The sequence below is a fragment of the Desulfospira joergensenii DSM 10085 genome, from assembly GCF_000420085.1.
GTDB classification, from domain to species: Bacteria; Desulfobacterota; Desulfobacteria; order Desulfobacterales; family Desulfobacteraceae; genus Desulfospira; species Desulfospira joergensenii.
Map to the genome: position 1 here is coordinate 1,875,628 of NZ_ATUG01000001.1, position 17,928 is coordinate 1,893,555.

At 49.5% G+C, this 17,928-nt stretch carries 17 protein-coding genes and 1 riboswitch; of the genes, 7 read left to right on the forward strand and 10 right to left on the reverse strand.

Translation table 11 applies throughout. The features are described 5' to 3' along the window. Positions 1-179 precede the first annotated feature (179 nt). The 8 genes from F608_RS0109515 to dctP all read right to left on the reverse strand — a co-directional run bounded on the left by F608_RS0109515 (position 180) and on the right by dctP (position 8,785). Entirely contained in the window at positions 180-1,499 is a 1,320-nt protein-coding gene (locus tag F608_RS0109515) for a type I glutamate--ammonia ligase (RefSeq protein WP_022665400.1), read from the reverse strand. Continuing rightward, positions 1,496-2,158, reverse strand: coding sequence for a cysteine hydrolase family protein (locus F608_RS0109520; protein ID WP_022665401.1), 663 nt, complete (start codon positions 2,156-2,158; stop codon positions 1,496-1,498). Before F608_RS0109520 ends, F608_RS0109515 begins: the two co-directional genes overlap by 4 nt. A 17-nt stretch (positions 2,159-2,175) precedes the next feature. Then, a complete protein-coding gene (locus F608_RS31320; protein WP_022665402.1) occupies positions 2,176-2,955 on the reverse strand; it encodes an N-formylglutamate amidohydrolase in 780 nt (259 codons plus the stop codon). Continuing rightward, positions 2,952-3,842, reverse strand: coding sequence for a branched-chain amino acid ABC transporter permease (locus F608_RS0109530; protein WP_022665403.1), 891 nt, complete (start codon positions 3,840-3,842; stop codon positions 2,952-2,954). The genes F608_RS31320 and F608_RS0109530 overlap by 4 nt, the downstream gene beginning before the upstream one ends. Further along, positions 3,843-4,562 (reverse strand): ABC transporter ATP-binding protein, encoded by a 720-nt coding sequence (locus tag F608_RS0109535; RefSeq protein ID WP_022665404.1) that lies wholly within the window; start codon positions 4,560-4,562, stop codon positions 3,843-3,845. 7 nt (positions 4,563-4,569) lie between these two features. Continuing rightward, positions 4,570-5,742 (reverse strand): ABC transporter substrate-binding protein, encoded by a 1,173-nt coding sequence (locus tag F608_RS0109540; RefSeq protein ID WP_022665405.1) that lies wholly within the window; start codon positions 5,740-5,742, stop codon positions 4,570-4,572. A 64-nt stretch (positions 5,743-5,806) separates the two neighbouring features. Then, positions 5,807-7,627 (reverse strand): branched-chain amino acid ABC transporter ATP-binding protein/permease, encoded by a 1,821-nt coding sequence (locus F608_RS31325; protein ID WP_022665406.1) that lies wholly within the window; start codon positions 7,625-7,627, stop codon positions 5,807-5,809. Positions 7,628-7,636: 9 nt separating this feature from the next. Beyond that, positions 7,637-8,785, reverse strand: a complete 1,149-nt coding sequence (gene dctP, locus F608_RS34595) for a TRAP transporter substrate-binding protein DctP (RefSeq protein ID WP_153307475.1) — start codon at positions 8,783-8,785, stop codon at positions 7,637-7,639. A 359-nt stretch (positions 8,786-9,144) separates the two neighbouring features. On the opposite strand from dctP, the gene F608_RS0109555 reads away from it, so the two are divergent. Further along, positions 9,145-9,681 (forward strand): DUF2284 domain-containing protein, encoded by a 537-nt coding sequence (locus F608_RS0109555; protein WP_022665408.1) that lies wholly within the window; start codon positions 9,145-9,147, stop codon positions 9,679-9,681. A gap of 146 nt (positions 9,682-9,827) precedes the next feature. Here F608_RS0109555 and F608_RS0109560 read toward each other — a convergent pair whose 3' ends face one another. Beyond that, positions 9,828-11,903, reverse strand: a complete 2,076-nt coding sequence (locus tag F608_RS0109560; protein WP_161626841.1) for a TonB-dependent receptor plug domain-containing protein — start codon at positions 11,901-11,903, stop codon at positions 9,828-9,830. Between the two features lie 115 nt (positions 11,904-12,018). After that, positions 12,019-12,207, reverse strand: a riboswitch (cobalamin riboswitch). A 270-nt stretch (positions 12,208-12,477) separates the two neighbouring features. Between F608_RS0109560 and F608_RS0109575 the strand changes: the two genes are divergently transcribed. The 5 genes from F608_RS0109575 (at position 12,478) to F608_RS0109600 (ending at position 15,383) form a co-directional block, all read left to right on the forward strand. Beyond that, the gene (locus F608_RS0109575; RefSeq protein ID WP_022665411.1) at positions 12,478-13,083 is read left to right on the forward strand and encodes an RNA polymerase sigma factor; all 606 of its coding nucleotides are present in this window, start codon (positions 12,478-12,480) and stop codon (positions 13,081-13,083) included. Between the two features lie 182 nt (positions 13,084-13,265). Continuing rightward, positions 13,266-13,799: a hypothetical protein gene (locus F608_RS0109580; protein WP_022665412.1), complete on the forward strand. Its 534-nt coding sequence runs from the start codon at positions 13,266-13,268 to the stop codon at positions 13,797-13,799. A 46-nt stretch (positions 13,800-13,845) separates the two neighbouring features. Further along, positions 13,846-14,037, forward strand: coding sequence for a Nif11-like leader peptide family natural product precursor (locus tag F608_RS0109585; RefSeq protein WP_022665413.1), 192 nt, complete (start codon positions 13,846-13,848; stop codon positions 14,035-14,037). Between the two features lie 31 nt (positions 14,038-14,068). Next, positions 14,069-14,614 carry a putative zinc-binding protein gene (locus tag F608_RS0109590; protein WP_022665414.1) on the forward strand — a complete coding sequence of 182 codons (546 nt, stop codon included), beginning with the start codon at positions 14,069-14,071 and terminating at the stop codon, positions 14,612-14,614. Positions 14,615-14,939: 325 nt separating this feature from the next. After that, on the forward strand, positions 14,940-15,383 hold the full coding sequence (locus tag F608_RS0109600) for a Fur family transcriptional regulator (RefSeq protein WP_022665416.1): 444 nt from the start codon (positions 14,940-14,942) through the stop codon (positions 15,381-15,383). A gap of 73 nt (positions 15,384-15,456) precedes the next feature. Here the strand turns inward: F608_RS0109600 and F608_RS36155 are convergent, their stop codons facing one another. Further along, on the reverse strand, positions 15,457-15,678 hold the full coding sequence (locus tag F608_RS36155; RefSeq protein ID WP_153307476.1) for a hypothetical protein: 222 nt from the start codon (positions 15,676-15,678) through the stop codon (positions 15,457-15,459). A gap of 26 nt (positions 15,679-15,704) precedes the next feature. Here F608_RS36155 and katG point away from each other — a divergent pair, with 26 nt between their 5' ends. Next, entirely contained in the window at positions 15,705-17,915 is a 2,211-nt protein-coding gene (gene katG / locus F608_RS0109610; RefSeq protein ID WP_022665418.1) for a catalase/peroxidase HPI, read from the forward strand. Positions 17,916-17,928: the final 13 nt, after the last annotated feature.

Here is a 17,928-nt window from a genome sequence, read left to right on the forward strand (position 1 = left end):
GGAGGAGCAAAGATTTTGCGCTCATTCTCGAAAATCATCCATGATTTTCTCCGAGGGGGATCCCTTCTCCCGCGACGTCCTGCCGCCCGAAGGAATCCAATCCGCGAAAACCTCTGCTCCTCCCTGAGTCTGCGCAGAGTCCAAATGTAATGAATTGATTATCCACAGCCTTTGGGTGATCAATATACCCTGCCATAAAGCGCATAGAGTTTTTCCGGTTCGATTTCACGGGTATCTTTTATTTCCTGATATTTATGTTTTAGATAGACATCCTGAAAATTTCCGGGAAACCATTCTTTTATTATCGATTCATTTTCAAAAAGCTCAAGTGCCTGGTCAAGGGATTGCGGGAGCCTTGTGACCCCCATTTTCTCTAACTCCTCCTTGGACATCAGACTTAAATCGCCTTGAGTCGCTTCAGGTATGGGAAGTTGATCCTTGATCCCCTGCAATCCGGCCCTTACCAGGGCTGCAATTTGAAGGTAGGGGCTGGCAGATGCGTCAGCCGCACGGTATTCCAGATTATACTGATCCGCTGTTTTCCCTGCTTTCCCTTTGATTTCTATGACCGGACAGATCCTGAGTCCGGCTTCCCTGTCCTGGACAGCCAGATTATTGAATGCGGCACTCCATTTATGGGGGGTCAATCTTTGATAGGAGAGAACGCCCGGGGCCATTAATGCGGTAATGGCCGGCATGTATTTTAAAACACCGGCACAGAACATGCCGGCTTTCTCACCGAGCCCCTGCTTATTGGATCGATCATAGGTCACAGCTTTATTCTCCCTGTCCAGCAGACTGAAATGGATATGAACCCCGTTTCCAACACTGTCGGATTTGACCATTGGTGAGAAACTGACCCGTTCATTGAATCTATCTGCGGTTGCCCGGGCAACCTCCCTTAGGATAAGGCTCTGGTCTGCAGATCGGATTCCCACGCAGGGAGAAGTGGTCACCTCAAACTGTCCCGGACCGAACTCAGGCAGAAAAGTGTCTGTATCCACCCCTGCTTTTTCAAGGGCAGATACAAAGGTCTGGGCAAATAGAGAATTTTTCCGGTAGCTCTCCAGACCGAACCCGTTCCAACCGGTCTGATCGGCTCCTGTATAAAAGAACTCATGCTCAAACGTGGAGTTGAAAAACAATCCGGTTTCTTCTTCAAGATCTGCCAGGGCTTTTTGGGCAAGGCCCCGGGTGCAGCATTCCCATGGAGATCCGTCCAAATGAAGGATATCACCGATGAAAAAATGCTCAACCGCCCCGTTATCCTCAAAATCCACTTTTACTTCGGTTTTTTCGTCAGGCACAAGGATGAGATCCCCCACCGAGCCATAGGGGCTTTCCGCGATACTGTTTAAACAGGTAATCTGAACATTTGTCGGGACCCATCCCATTCCCCGTTTGAGTCTTTTTTCGAGGTTTGAAACAGGAAACCCCTTGCCCCGGACCTGTCCTGATATATCGCTGGTCACTATCATTACCAAATCGGTTCTGATCATTGTTTTTTCTCCTGCTCTATATGGGTATGGATCTCATGAACCAGATCATCCGTACTGACCTGCCTGCAGTATCCTTTAATTGCATTCAAAGAATTGATGTGGCGTTCCGGGGTGATGGTGGCACATGCATCCGGCACCAGGGTGACCAGATAATTTAAATCGCATGCATCCCTGACCGCGCTTTCTACGCATTGGTCTGTGACAACACCGCAGACCACCAGATGCCGGCAGTTTAAATTGCGCAGCACATAATCTATATTGGTGGAATTAAATACACTGGATGAGGTCTTGGGAATGATGATTTCATCATGGAAAGGCTCGATTTCCTTGACAACCTTTGCATCCGGAGAGCCTTTCGGGACATTAAAACCGGTTATCTTATAGTCAAGCCCCCTGTCACGCCCGTCCTCAGTAAGGCTTTCAATAACAGTGAACATGACTTCCATATCCGCATTCCTGAAAGCGGTCTGGATCTTTTTTATATTGGGGAGCACTTCATTTTGAAGTCTCTTGAAAAAATAGTCGTGTTTCTCAAATTCCTCCGGGGTCAGGCCCTGATATTCCCCCCCTTCTCTTGTGCAGCAAAAATTCTGAACATCCACAATCAACAGGACACTTTTATTCTTCCTGAGAGGAACGTTGCGCGATAGCTTTCCCATTTGCTTTTTTGTCTCTCCTAAAAATAATTTTCCAGATCCCTGAACGCTTTTAAAAAAAGATTGATCCATTTTTCGCGTTTGGCTCTCTCATCAATCAGATCCTGCCTGATTTCAACAAGGACATGGTAAAACCCCATGGTCTCTCCAAATATCGGAATTGTATAATCCTCTTCGTCGGAAACGGAATAGGGTTGATTCATTCCGATGTTCACACCGGGCGCATTGACCCGCAGCCGTTCTTTTAATACGGCCGCCGTTTCCGGACACCGGTTGTACAGCAGGCCGACCTCCCAGGGTCGTTTTTCACCCCTGAAAACCGGCGTGAAACTATGCATGGTGATAACGAACGGTTTGGGTGGTTTCTTTTTTTCCAGATAGTTTCGAACCGCCTGCTGGTATGGATTCCATATTTCATCGATCCGCTGTATCCGTTCTGATTCTGAAACCTCTTTATTGCCCGGGATGAGGGTTGATTCACTTTTTTGGGGAATCAGCCCCCCACTCTCCAGGGGACGGTTGCAGTCGATGACAAGCCTGGAATACCTTTGAAAAAACAGCGGAGCATTTAATCTTTTTGCAAGCGCCTTTGCCGTTTCCAATGCACCGATATCCCATCCGATGTGTCGGTTGATTTCCGACCGGGGCAGGCCCAGCATGTCCAAAGCAGCCGGGATACGGTTTTCCGCATGTTCACAAAGAAAAAGAAAGGATGCATTTTCCACCGGGTTATATATACCCACAGGGTCTGGCTCTTCTGGCAGCAGCATTTTTTCTTCCGGCCGGATGGGCGTGATCATTTGTCAATCCCCATCTTTACTGCGGGAATGAGACCATTTGGTTTCCAGACCAGAATCAATATCACCAGAAAAAGCCCCAGGGGCTCCTTGTAAGCCTGAAGAGCATGGGGAAGAAATGCCGAAAGGTAAATTTCGATAAAACCAAGGGAAAAGCCCCCGGCAACTGCGCCGGTCAGGCTTCCGAGTCCTCCCAGAATCGCTGCGATAAAGGCTTTGACCACCGGCACAAATCCCATTAAAGGGTCAACGGAAGCCCGCTGGGCCACCCACAGAATTCCGGCGATTGCCGCCAACAGTCCTGAAATGGCAAATGCTCCGGAGACCACGGCATTGGCCGGTATACCCATGAGCCTGGTCACCGGAAAATCTTCAGCGGCAGACCGCATTGCCATCCCGATAAAGGTCTTTTTAAAAAAGAAAATCAAAAAAGCAAGGGTGCAAATGGTGGCAAAAATGGATAATGTCTGGTTTATTCCGATACTCAGCGGCCCAATGGCGATGGAGTTGCTCAGGAACTCGGGAAGCGGGACCGCTTTGGGCCGGGTGGATATCAGATTCTGAAACAGGACCTGAAGGATTCCGCTGACGGCAAAGCTCGTCACAAGAAGAGTGGCTCCATTTGCGCCCCGGACAGGACGAAATGCGATGGCCTCCATTGCCGTTGCCGCAAGTATCCCGGCCAGGAGTCCCAAAGGAACCGCAAAGTACCATGGGATTCCTGATGTTATGGAGAAAAACAACGCATATCCCGTAATGGTCATCAACTCGCCATGGGCAAAATTGATCATTCCCATTATCGAAAAAATCACCGCCATTCCAAGTGCCAGCAAGGCATAGGTCCCCCCCAGGGAAACGGCGTTGATTGTCTGTTGAAAAAAATAATCCATCTATGGCTTTCCTCCCAAGTATGCTCTTTTTATGGCCTCGGTTTCTCCCAGCTCATCCACGGTTCCCTGGGAGCGAATCTCTCCGTTGGCCATAACATAGACATAGTCTGCCACATCAAGAATCATCCCGACATTCTGCTCTACCACAAGAAGGGTGTTTCCATCCTCCTTCAGCTTGACCAGGAGATCAAAAATCGTTTCAACGATCTTTGGGGCAAGGCCAAGGGAGGGCTCGTCAAACATGATGATTTCCGGGCGGCTCATCAGGGCCCTTGCAATGGCAAGCTGCTGCTGCTGTCCGCCGGAAAGTGTTGCGGCAAGCTGGGTGTTCCGTTCCGCAAGGATGGGAAAAAGCGCGTACATTTTTTCCAGGGTGGTTTCCAGCTCGGCCTTATTTGATTTTAAAAGATATCCGCCCAATAAAAGGTTTTCCTTTACGCTGAGGGAGGGAAAAACCCTCCGTCCCTCGGGAATCATGGTAATTCCCTGCTTTATCCTCTGTTCCGTTCCCAGGGCCAGGATACTTTTTTCCTTGAAGCTTATTCGGTCTGCATGATGGGCAACAAGTCCGGATATTGCATTGACCGTTGAAGATTTTCCGGCGCCGTTTGCACCGAGAATGGCGATGATCTTTCCTTGTGCCACGGAAAGATCAATCCCCTTCACGGCCGCCACCGGTCCATAGTTTACAGATAGATTTTTTATGTTTAATATCGCCATGACAGACTTAATTCATTCGGGCTTCCGGAACAAGAGCTGCGTCGGGTGATTTCAATTCCACCAGTTCCCGGCCGCCTTTTTTAACTTTTATCAACGCCACCTGGCGCAGAGGCATTCCATTGGTTCCTTTATATGTGATTTTTCCGGTTGCACCCTGGACATTTTCGAGTTCGGCCACGGCATCCCTGATCTTTTTTCCCTCTGTTGATCCGCATTTCATAACAGCCGCTTCAATTACTTTTGCAAGATCATACCCGATGGCATTGAAAACCGTTTCCGATTTTTTTCCATATACTTTTTCATACTTTTGGTTAAACTTGTCCAGGGCATTTCCCGGCAGGGCATGACCTGCCGTTGTAAATACCAGGCCTTCCACGGCATCACCCAAGGAAAAGGTTGTCGGGGAATCAATCCCGTCACTTCCGATGACCTGGGATTTGATTCCGGCGGCCCGCAGCTGACGGATAAACGCCGGAAAATCAGGTTCATATGCAGAGGTCATGATCACATCCGGCTGGGGGTTTAACCGCTTGATCTTTGCCACCTCGGATGAAAAGTTCTGCTGGCTCATTTTATATTCATCCTTGCCGACGATTTTACCGCCCAATTTTGTAAAGACATCCCCGAAATATAGAGGCATTGTGGTATATTGGGTATCAGGAGAATAGAGCAGATATACGGTCTTGAACCCCTGTTCGATTGCCCAAGAGGCAGAAACCGTCGCCTGCACATTATCCCCTGGAAAATTTGCAAACATATAATCGCCGCCCATGAGTGGAAGCGTGGGAGAAGAAGCACATGTTGAAAATGCCGGAACACCGGCTTCCTGGGCAATCTGTGATGCGGCAAAGGAGGGGTCTGCATCACAGGGGGTAACCAGGATGTCCACTTTTGCATCCATCAATTCCTGTGCTGCGACCGCTGTCTGGGCAACATCGGAACGGACATCCCGCATCACCAGTTCTATTTTTATATTTCCGTTGATGCCCCCTTTTTGATTTATTTCATCAATTGCAATTTTAAAACCTTCCATTACCGGCGCATCATAGGGAGCCAGTCCCCCGGTCTGGGCGGTGGCCAGCCCTACCCGGAGCGTTTGGGCATCTGCCGCACTGAAAGCCATAAGAAAAATAGCGGTCACAATAACAATCCGTTGATGCAGTCTTTTTACATTCCCCATTTGTCTCTCCTTCATTTGATTTAGAGTTTCAGTCAAACCTGTAATAGAGGTTGTTTTCCGTTGTTTAATTTTTCCTTTTCCTTCCCATGTAGGCCTCAATGACCCCGGGATGATTTTTGATCACCCGGGGTGTCCCCTGGGCAAGCAAACGACCTTCGTTTAAGACAATCAACCGGTCGCACAGGTCCATCATCATGTCCATATCATGGTCAATGATCAGCACCCCTATCCCCATATCATCCCTGAGCTTCAATAGTTCCTTCATCAATTGCCGGGATTCGTCCGAGTTCATTCCCGCAGCCGGCTCATCAAGGAGTAAAAACTTTGGCTTAAGAGCCAGAGCTCTTGCGATCTCAACTTTTCTCTGCAGTCCGTAGGGAAGCTCAACGGCAAGCCGGGAAGCCTCTTTTTCAAGTCCCATGAACCTGAGAAGCGCAGAGATAAGATCCCCGGCTGACGAATCATCTCCCCCCCCTGAACTCACGGCTGCCACCTCAATATGCTCCCTGACGGTCAGTCCCGAAAACAACTTAATATTTTGAAAGGTCCTGGAGACATTGAGGCGGGCAATCTCATATGATTTCATCCCGGTAACATCCGTTTTGTCTATGGAAACAGAGCCGGCAGTACTCTCGAGGACTCCGGACAAGATATTCAACAAAGTGGTCTTCCCGGACCCGTTGGGGCCGATAAGACCGACGATCTCATTTGGAAAAAGCTTCATACTGACCTGGTCAACGGCCTTCAGGCCTGAAAAGTTCATCACGACATTCTCCGCCTGGAGACATCCTTCACTGCTTTGGCGGCCAACGATCTGTTCAAAATCAACAGAGTTTTCTCTATTCGGCGCAAAGGATTTTTTCCTTCTGAACAGGTGATCGATTTCAAACCGGCCCAGCAGACCGTCGGATCTAAAGTACATTACAAAAAGTATCACAAGCCCTATTCCCACCTGTGTTGTGCCGAAAATTTCCGGTATCTGGACGCCGAACACCACAAACCCGGTTTCAAGGCGACGCAGAAATTCAGATGCGATGGTAATCAGAACCGTACCAAAGATTGCACCGCTGACACTTTCCATGCCCCCTATGATGAGCATGGCAAGAAGGGCGAATGTATCTACAAAATAGAATTTCTTAGGGGAGAATGTGCCTAGAAAATGACCCAGGAGAACCCCGGCAACCGCCACCATCACAGCACTGATGATCCAGGCCTGAAGTCTTCGCTTCTTTGCGTTGATACCGATGGATTCTGCTGCGGCGAGATCATCCCTGGATGCCCTGAGCTGCAGGCCGGGAAGACAGTCCCGAAACAGACGGGCAATGATAATGATCAGGGCTGATATGACGATGCAAAGAGCCAGGTTCGTGTCCCTGGGAACTCCGAAAAAAGATTGACTGCCCCTTGTAAATTCCCTGGCGGCAATGACCAGACCATGGACGATTACCAATAAACCAAGTGTTGCTATACTGGCGGCGGAACCTTCAAGCCTGGACAATATTTTTCCGGAAATCCAGGCAAAGGCGATTGTAATACCGATGACGACCAGGATGGAAGGCACAAGCCCGATCTCAATCCCTTTTAAAAAATCCGGCAGCAGGGGAAGAGACACCTTTTTCAAATTTGTAGAAATCGTTAAGATTCCTGATATATAGGCACCTACGGCCATAAAAGACAGATGGCCAAAACTCATGATCCCTGAATTGCCGCTGTAAACGCCCATCCCGATAACAACCATTAAGCTGATCAAAAATACGATATAAATCCGCTCAAACGCGGGCCCGAAAAACAGAGCCACGATGACACCGGCCAGAATAATGGGAACGGCCAATGCGGTTCCTCCGTTCAAAGCATTTAAAAATCGTTGGTTGATCCTGTTTTTCATCTGGCTTCCCTATAAATTTTGTATTTTTTCGTATAGATCGATATCGAGAAAACCTTTGTTGCAGACACGGATGATGGCATTCCTAAACGCAGAGCGCCAAAGGGCGTGGTTTGGCTGGATGACCGGGACTCCGTTTTTTGAAGACAGGTTTTTCAGATCTATTTCAGCTTGGCTATTGGCCAGATCAGAACAATAAATCCCGGCGGCCCCGGCGGAATCAACCAAAACCTTTTGTATGGAGGGTCCCAGTTTTGAGTACTCTTTTTCACTCATGGCAATGATCAGATTCGCAGTGTATCCATATCTGAGTAAAGTTGCATACTTGGCCACCCGATGAAGCTTCAGGGAATCAAAATAGGAAGACGGACATAAAAAAACATCGATATCTCCTCTTTCAAAGCTGTGGAACACGTCTTCCCATTCCACCGTGACCGGTTCCGCGCCCAGTTCATTTCTCAGGGCAATGGCTGCTTCGGAATTATATGTCCTCATTTTTTTCCCCTTCAGGTCTTCGGGAGAGAAGATAGGTTCTTTTGAAAATAAGAGTTCATAATCTCCGCACTCCCAATGGGACTGCGGATTTAGAATCCGGATGCCTTTTTTCAACAAGGGAAGATATATTTCATCATTGAAAACCGGACTTCGGATGAACCTGTAGTAATGGGCCCGGTCATTGAAAAAATAAGGCAAAAAGATAGGGCCCGATATTCTGGAATAATATTCAAAGCTGATGGGGGTATCGGAAAATAGTTGAATTCCTCCCTGGGAAAGACTTGTCAGTTGATCCTTGGTAGATCCCAAAGAGGCCTGATGATATATATGGAGATTGACTTCTCCTTTGGACTTTTCCTTTACCAAATCGGCAAATTTCAGGACCGCTCTGCCCGCAAGAGAAGTTTCATGGAAGACCATGCCCAGAGAACGCGGGAGGTCGTTGCTCTCCTGAAAAAAATACTCCAACGGTCTGTCCAGAGCCTTCCCGATTTTATACAAGGTAGGAATGGTGGGGATTGAAGATCCTCTTTCTATATCGGATAAATGACTTGCAGGCAAATTTGCCATCTTTGCAAGATCGACCTGTCTTAATCCGAGTGACTTTCTTTCAACTTTGACCTGTTCGCCAATCTTGTATTTTGAAAGGACTTCTTCTTTTGTCATAATAATCCCGTCTTTTTGAGCCGAATGAATCAAATGATTTTCCTATTCTATTATAATAATATGAATCATTGTCAATAAAAAAATTTAGAAATCTTATATTTATATCTGATTAAAAAATACATTGTGTGAGAATATTTGATAAAAAAATATAGAAATATAGAAATAATTATTCTATCCCGTGAAAAGGATTGTGTAAAAATTCCAAATTATAGGATTCGAAGACTTTATCCGGGCCGGGACAGGATTTTGAACCGGCAAAGGATTGCACACCCCGGGGTAAGGATCTATAATACACTCCAGCCTTGCATAAAAATCACAGGCCGTCCGCCGGCGGTACTGACCGGCATACAGGAGTTTTAATGAAAAAATTTGAGCCATTTATCCAGGATCTTTTTGACCATTCCAAAGCCATTCCCTTTTCACAGGTGACCTTCAGCCAGGAAGTCCGAAAACTCTGCGAACAGAACATGTGCGGTAATTTCAGGAAAAGCTGGACCTGTCCCCCGGCTGTTGACTCCATTGAGGATCTTCAAGGGCAGCTTTCTTTGTTCCACCGCTTCCTTCTTCTGGATAAGGTCTATCCGCTCCAGGACAGTTTTGACTGGGAAGGCATGCAGAAAGGCGGCAGGGATTTTCAGTCAAGGATACTCAAATTAAAAAAGAGAATAAAAAAGGCCGATCCCGGATTTGAATTCCTCGCCCTTGGCGCCGGGGCCTGCAAGCTGTGCGACACATGCACCTACGGGCAGCAGGAACCCTGCAGAAACCCGGAGGATGCCATTGTCTCGGTGGAGGCCTACGGCATTGAGGTGATGAAGCTGATGAAGGAGGCCGGATTAAGCTATAACAACGGCCCGGATACCGTCACCTATATCGGCGGGATTTTTTATGAATAAAAGGGCTGGGCAAAGCCCAGGAAAGAGTTGAAGCCGGGAATCCGCCGGAGGCGGATTCCCGGAAGATCACCCGGTTCCAGGCCGGGTGGTGCGGGTTCAATTCTTTTGTCAGAAGGTTGTACAACCCAGGGCCTGGATGCCTGCCGTCAAAGCCGGTATTCCAGACCCAGATAAAAAGAACGGCCCGGCATCCAATTGTCCTCGTTGGTGGAATAGTACTCGTCAAACAGGTTGTGGATGGAGGCCTTTACCCGGACTTCCCCATGTCTTTCAAGCTTGAAAAGACGCTGGGTACAGGAGAGATCCAGAACCCAGGCATCTCCGACATCCGCAAGCTTTTCCTGGGATTCGACAGTACTGCTTCCGGTTTCCCGGTCAACCGTAAACTGGGTTCCGTAATAGGTGGCATCCAGGCTGAGGGTCAGGCCGACCTCCTGGGACCCAAAGACCAGGCCGGTACCGATGCTGTCCCGGGACCGGTCCGGCAGCTTCCAGCCATTGCCGTCTTCAAACACCAGCAGATGGGTCCAGTTGATATAGGGTTCCAGCTGGAATGTGTATCCCAGGGTCCGGGCCAGATCAAATTTCACACCCAGTTCAATGCCCTGGATCTCGGCTGAATCCACATTATAATACCAGTAATGCTTGGCATTGTAATGCTCATCTGCGCTGCTGTGGGTCTCGTATCCGATCATGTCCTGATAATCGCTGTAAAACCAGGTGGCAGAGACAAACCAGGACTTCCAGTCCAGATCAAATCCCAGATCATAGTTGTCGCTTTTTTCCGGCTCCAGATCCGGATTTCCCACAAAGGGGGTGGTCTTCATGATGGTGTATCCGGTCATCTGCCGGGGCAGAGGCATTTTAAACGCCCGGGCGTAATTGGCCCGCAGTTTGAGAATATCAATGGGGCTGAAGGCAATCCCAAAGGACGGGTTCCAGCTGTCTTTTTCGATATCCCTGGATACGGTCACATCCTCTCTGATTTTCCGGGCATTCACCGAAACATCAAAATCATCGTACCGGATCCCGGCGGACAGGGTCAGGTTTTCTTTTTCCAGCAGATGGACCTCCCCCAGCAGGAAACCGCCGATATTGTCAAAATCGCTCCGGGCCGTGTTCTGCCTGGCTGCACTGGCCGCCTCCCCGTCCTGGCGCTGGTCAAACTCATAGGACATCCAGTCCATGCCGGCAATGGTGCGGAACAGGCCGAAATCATGGCTGACCTGGGCCTGGGATCCCCGGAACTGGTTGGCGTTTTCCGACAACGGCACCTGGGTGGTGCTGGAACTGGTGAACCGCTTCAAATCGTAGTTGACCTCTCCCTGAAAATAGCGGGTCAGCCAGGTGGTGGAACCGGATTCGCTCCCCCCCTCGTAGGAGAGGTCAATGGAGTGGTTGTCCCGGTCCTGACGGGTATAGTAATAATAGGTTCTGGCCTCATCCTCTCCCTTGCCGGCATCGTTGGTATCGGTTCCCTGGACAGTCAGGCCCAGGCGGTTGGTATCGTTAAAATTCCAGCCGGTATTAAAATTGTAGCGGATCCGGTCTTCCACATCGCTGTTCTCGAAATCTTCACCATTTCCCAGTTCATAGTCATCCCTTGAAGAATAAGCCGCAGAGACTGCGAAATCCAGCTTCCCCTTTTTCCCGGACGCACCGGCCTTATACCGCTCTTCCCCCCAGGATCCGAAACCGACTTCAATAAATCCTTCCGGCTTTTCTTTTCCCCGTTTGGTAATGACATTGATGACCCCGCCCATGGCGGACGCCCCGTACTGGACTGCGCCGGGCCCCCGGATCACCTCAATCCGTTCTGCATTTTCCAGGCCGATATTTCCCAGAAAATCCGAACCGGTGCGGTGGCCGTCCACCAGCACCAGGATATCTCCGGCAATATCAAACCCGTGCATGGAACTGCGGCCGCCGCGAATAACCACGCCTTCGTTACCGTAGCTCGCCCCCCCGTCACTGTAAACCTGGATTCCGGCTTTTTTCAGCAGGTCTGTCACTGAAACCGCTCCGGACTGCCGGATCTCCTTTTCCGTGAAAATGGTTATGTTCTGACTGACATCCCTCAATCTTTCCTTGGTTCTGTTGGCCGTTACCACCACGGTATCCATTTCATAAGACTCTTCAGACGGCAGATCCCGGGCAAAACCTGTTGTAGAGAGCAGCAGCACGATCAACAACCCCATCCATTTCAGATTGGTCCTTTTCATCTTTTCATCCCTTTTGTTCCTGCGGTAGTAACAAAAAAAAAGATCCCGGGGCCAATCCCCGAGATCTTCCGTTTTTAAAATCTCTGTCATGCCTCTGCACAGTACCGCGCTGTTCAGAAACCAATATTCACAAGCAGGTCTTCCGGCTTAGGGTCATCCCCGTTTCTGCGCCTTCCCATGATTACACAGTGGCATACGGCAGAACAGGTCACCATTCACGGCGGCGGGACCGCAACAGGATTTCACTGTTTTCCCTTGTAAGGCTCCGGAACCATGCTCCGGAACCGCTTGCAAATGATATTTCCCTATTTATACCGGGTCACTTGCCTTGTCAAGCGCAACCCACGAGAATGAAAAACCGTTCAATATCTTTTTTTTAAATTTGATAACCATTTAGGATTCCAGGAATTTTTTCCGTCTTCCCTTTCGAAAAAAACGGGATATCCCGGTTCCCGGATGCCGAAAATCTCTGATTGCGAAGCCCTGTTCTTTTGATTTGAAATGATTTTCCGGGAGAACAGGAGGCATCAAGATTTTTTTTGCAAAAACAAAATTATTTTAATATCATTTTACCATGAAGGATAGGCACACATTCGATGAAATCCACGAAGAGTATCACGATAAAATCGTTCATTATCTGATCAGAATCGTCGGGGCCAATGATGCCGAGGATGTGGCCCAGGAGGTGTTCAACAAAGCAAATGAGCATATTGGAAACCTGAAAGAAGATTCCAAGCTTTCAACCTGGCTGTATCGCATAGCAACCAATACCGCCATCGATAAACTGCGGTCGGCGGCGTATCAGCATTCATTAAAACACATCCCCATTGAAGTAAAATCCGATATTGAAAGCCGGAATATCTGGACGATGCAGGCATCCAATACGACCGAACAAAATCTGATCCGCAAAGAGATGAGTGAATGTGTCCAGGAATTTGTGGACAAACTGCCCCCGGACTACAGAATCATCATCGCCCTCAGTGAGCTGGAAGGCCTGACGAACAAGGAAATATCACAGATCCTCGACATTTCTCTGGAAAATGCAAAGATCCGTCTTCACCGCGCCAGGAAAAAGCTTAAAAAATTACTTGACCAGGGATGCGATTTTTACATCAATGAACAAAACACCCTGGTCTGCGACCGGAAACAATCCCAAATCCTGCCCAAGCCTCCCAAATAATTTTTTAAGTCCGGGCTTTTCTGCCTGGGATCCGATGTTCACACCCCGATTTTTTCAGGAAAACCAAATTAGAGCGTATCCTTTTCCCTTCCTCCTGCGTCAATGGAAATAGCAGGCGTAAAAACACGGTAAACAAATCCAAGGTCTGCGCCATTCAAACCCTTTAGGAGAGGAGAAGACAGATGCCATTGCACTTTAATGATCTGGATATCATTTCAGAAACCGCAGGAATCCGTTCCGCCCTGATCGTTCCCTGCAATATGTGCCCGGCCATTACGGTGGCGGTCAGAGAGAAAAAACCGTTTATGCAAATGTTCAAAAACCCGTTCAAATCCGCGCCCTTTGAAAATTACCTGGGGAAACTGCAAACCCGGTTAAAGAAAAATGGGGTGAAAACCAAGGTGTTCAAAAGCCGGCTCTATCACCAATGGTTCATGTGCATGTGGACTGCAGGCCGGCAAAAAGAATTGAAACGGCAGGCAGAACCCTATGAAGCCGTCATTGTTCTGGGATGTGACTCTGCCACCGAAACCGTCCATGGGGCTGTTAATCCCAATGGCTGCAAAGTCATTGAGGGCATGGAGTTCACAGGCATTATGAATGCCAAGCTGAAATTTAAACTGCCGGGGAATATCTCCTTTGCCGACTGCAGGGTTATTCCCAGCCCCCAAAAAGAAAAAAGGAAATTGAGACTCGTTGACAGGGCCGTGGCCTAGTTGGAGGTCAAAACATGGAAATCCGAACAGGCAACAGGAGATAAATATGGGACTGCAAAGCGCAAAATTATTCGTGAAAAAAATGAAAGAAAATCCGGAATTTAGAGACCGGGTCAAAAATGTCAGGAACAGGGAGGCTTTCCAGCACCTGGTACGTGAAGAAAAATTCGATTTTGATGAGACGCATTTGGCCGGCGCAATGGCCTCATGCATGGCCGAAGGTGAGAAAGAGGTATAAAAGGAATGAATCAAATGATGGAGGAAAAAGTATGTATTCAGATGTATCTGTAAAGTTCGAAAACACGGGCAGTGTCTGCCCGATCGGTGAAATCACAGGAAAACAAATGATCCAGGAACAGCAGATCCCGGTGATCTCCTGTGAGGGATCATGTATCCGGGGAGAAATCGCCCGGCTGGCCGCCAATATGCTGGCCAAACAAGAAGGGTACGGACGCGGATGCCACGGTGAAATCATTTCAGTCCCCCAGTCTGCAATGGCCAAATGGGCACAGCAGTCGGATAAAGTAATTGTGATTGACGGCTGCTTTCTGCACTGCCATGGACGGATTCTGGAGGGTCTTTTCAGCCGGGAGCAGTTGCTCATCTTTGACGCCCTTTCCTATTACAGGAAATATACGGATATCATGGACATGGATGATGTCCCGGAAGCGGAACGGCGAGAAACCGCCCAACTGGTTCTGGAGAATGTCCTTGGGGCCATTGAAAACGGTCTCACACCGGGTTGCAATGATCAGGACCAAAGTTCATGCTGCACCTGCGCCGAAGAAAGTCCGGCCGGATGCTGCGGCGATTAAACGGGCTCGGCCTGAATCAGATCAAAGGCCGGCGGTAAAGATAAAAACAGGGAATTAATAAAAAGATCTGTCACTGGAAATAAAGGGGGCAGACCCGCCCTTTTGAATGGACCGGGTCTGCCCCCTTTATCCCTGCCTGTAAAATGGACCTGTTTCCGGGGATTCTTTCGGTCTGAATCCTGGTGACGCCTACCGGCGGACCGGGGCATCTTCCTGATTCATCAAAATCCTGCTTTAAAATACACAATTAAAATTTTAAAAAACTTGACAAGGAATAATAAATGCCAAATAATAAAGATTATCATTTAAGATACGGGAACTCATTTTGTCTGATCATCAAAAAAGATTTGAAGCCATCACCCAAAAGCTGAGGGATCATCACCATAAGATAACCCCCCAGCGCCTGGCCATTGCCAAGATCCTGTCCAAGAGCATCGGGCATCCCAGCGTGGAAGATATCCATGCTGAAATTAAAATAGATTTTCCGACCATGAGTCTTGCCACGGTATACAGAAATATTGTATTAATTAAATCACTTGGTGAAGTTCTTGAAATAGGCTTCCCGGATGGGAGGAACCGGTACGACGGGAAAAGGCCCTATCCCCATCCCCACGTGATTTGTATAAAATGCAAAAAAATTGTCGATCCGGATCTTGACAGCCTGGATGATATGAAGAGCGAGGTCGAATCAGAGACCCATTTTAAAATTCTGAATCACCGATTGGACTTTTTCGGCATATGCACGGATTGCATGTCTGAAAAAGAATAATATATTTTTTTGTCAGTAGTTGATATTTATTATCATATAATATCTTGTTTCTTTAACCCGATAGATGAGGAGGTCAATATGTTTGAGAAGAAAAAACTGATCCATGATGTTGGCGCCTCTGTGGCTGAGCATCAAAACCATTGATAGACGGCCCCGGATCTTGCGCCCAAAAAATGGGGTGTTTCTTTAACAGGCTTTCACGTTGCCCATTGTCACCGGGATCAAATGACAAATCCACAGCCGAAAAAGACAAAACCCATTGAATCACTTTATTCAAAAGAATTGGGTAGATCATTTCAAATCCCAAAAGGAGGAAACATTATGAGCGAAAACGGCAAATGCCCGGTAACGGGAAAAACCAGCAACCCCACTGCCGGTGGCGGCACAGCCAACCGGGACTGGTGGCCGAACCAGTTAAAACTCAATCTTCTGCACCAGCATTCCACCCTGTCCAATCCAATGGACAAGGATTTCAACTACGCTGAAGAGTTCAAGAAACTCGACCTGCAGGCAATAAAAAAAGATCTTTATGCCCTGATGACCGACTCCCAGGAGTGGTGGCCGGCCGATTACGGTCACTATGGCGGGCTTTTCATCCGAATGGCCTGGCACAGTGCAGGCACATACCGCATGGGCGACGGCCGGGGAGGCGCAGGGTCCGGCTCCCAGCGTTTTGCTCCCCTGAACAGCTGGCCCGACAACGTGAACCTTGACAAGGCCCGTCGTCTGCTCTGGCCCATCAAGAAAAAATACGGCAGAAAGATCTCCTGGGCCGACCTCATGATCCTCGCCGGAAACTGCGCATTGGAGTCCATGGGATTCAAGACTTTCGGATTTGCCGGAGGACGAGAGGATATCTGGGAGCCGGAAGAGGATGTCTACTGGGGTTCCGAAGAAGAATGGCTGGCCACCAGCGACAAGCCCAAGAGCCGTTACTCCGGCGACCGGGACCTTGAAAATCCCCTGGCGGCCGTTCAGATGGGCCTGATCTATGTAAACCCGGAAGGACCGGACGGCAACCCGGATCCCGTGGCTTCGGGCCGGGATGTCCGGGAGACCTTTGCGCGTATGGCAATGAATGATGAGGAAACCGTGGCCTTGGTCGCCGGAGGACATACCTTTGGCAAGTGTCATGGAGCCGGAGATGCCGCCCTGGTCGGGCCGGAGCCCGAGGCTGCTCCCCTTGAGGAGATGGGTCTGGGCTGGAAGAGCAGTTTCGGCAGCGGTAAGGGCGGAGATACCATCGGCTCCGGCATTGAAGGCGCCTGGAAGCCCAACCCGACCCAGTGGGACATGGGCTATCTGAAGGTTCTGTTCAAATACGACTGGGAGCTGGTTAAAAGCCCGGCCGGTGCGAATCAGTGGCTGGCCAAGGACGTGGACGAAGAGGACATGGTGGTTGATGCCCATGATCCGTCTAAAAAGCATCGGCCCATGATGACCACGGCCGACCTTTCCCTCAAATTTGACCCCATCTACGAGCCCATTGCACGGCGCTATCAGCAGAACCCCGAGGAATTTGCAGACGCCTTTGCCCGGGCCTGGTTCAAGCTGACCCACCGGGACATGGGCCCCCGTTCCCGCTATCTCGGGGAAGAAGTCCCGGCCGAGGAACTGATCTGGCAGGATCCCATGCCTGAAGTCGATCATGGGCTCATCGACGAGAAAGACATTGCAGATCTCAAGGCCAAGGTTCTTGCTTCGGGCCTGTCCATTCCCCAGCTGGTCTCCACGGCATGGGCGTCGGCATCCACCTTCCGCGGTTCTGACAAGCGCGGCGGGGCGAACGGAGCCCGCATCCGTCTGGCACCCCAAAAAGAGTGGGAAGTAAACCAGCCGGCCCAATTGATGAATGTACTGCAGTCTCTCGAGGGGATCCAGAAGGAGTTCAACGATGCACAGTCGGGCGGGAAAAAGGTCTCCCTTGCCGACCTGATTGTCCTGGGCGGCTGCGCAGCCATTGAAAAGGCAGCCAAAAACGCCGGTGAGGATGTGGTTGTCCCCTTTGCGCCGGGACGGACAGATGCCTCCCCGGAACAGACCGACGTGGAGGCCTTTGCCGTGCTTGAACCGGCTGCGGACGGATTCCGCAACTATCTCAAAACCAAATACCGTGTATCGGCAGAGGAACTTCTGGTTGACCGTGCCCAGCAGCTCACCCTGACCGCCCCTGAAATGACGGTTCTCGTCGGCGGCATGCGTGTCCTGAATACCAACTTCGGACAGTCCAAGCACGGCGTCTTTACCCAGCGGCCCGAGGCACTCACCAATGATTTCTTTATCAATCTGCTCGACATGGGAACCGTCTGGAAACCGGCCTCGGAAGATGGAGACGTCTTCGAAGGGCGTGACCGGGCAAGCGGCGATCTCAAGTGGACCGGCACCCGTGTCGACCTCATCTTCGGGTCCAACTCCCAGCTCCGGGCCCTGGCCGAGGTTTACGGAAGTGAGGATGCCCAGGGCAAGTTCCTCTGCGACTTTGTAGGGGTGTGGAACAAGGTGATGAACCTTGACCGTTTTGATCTTGCCTGAACCCGGTAAAAAG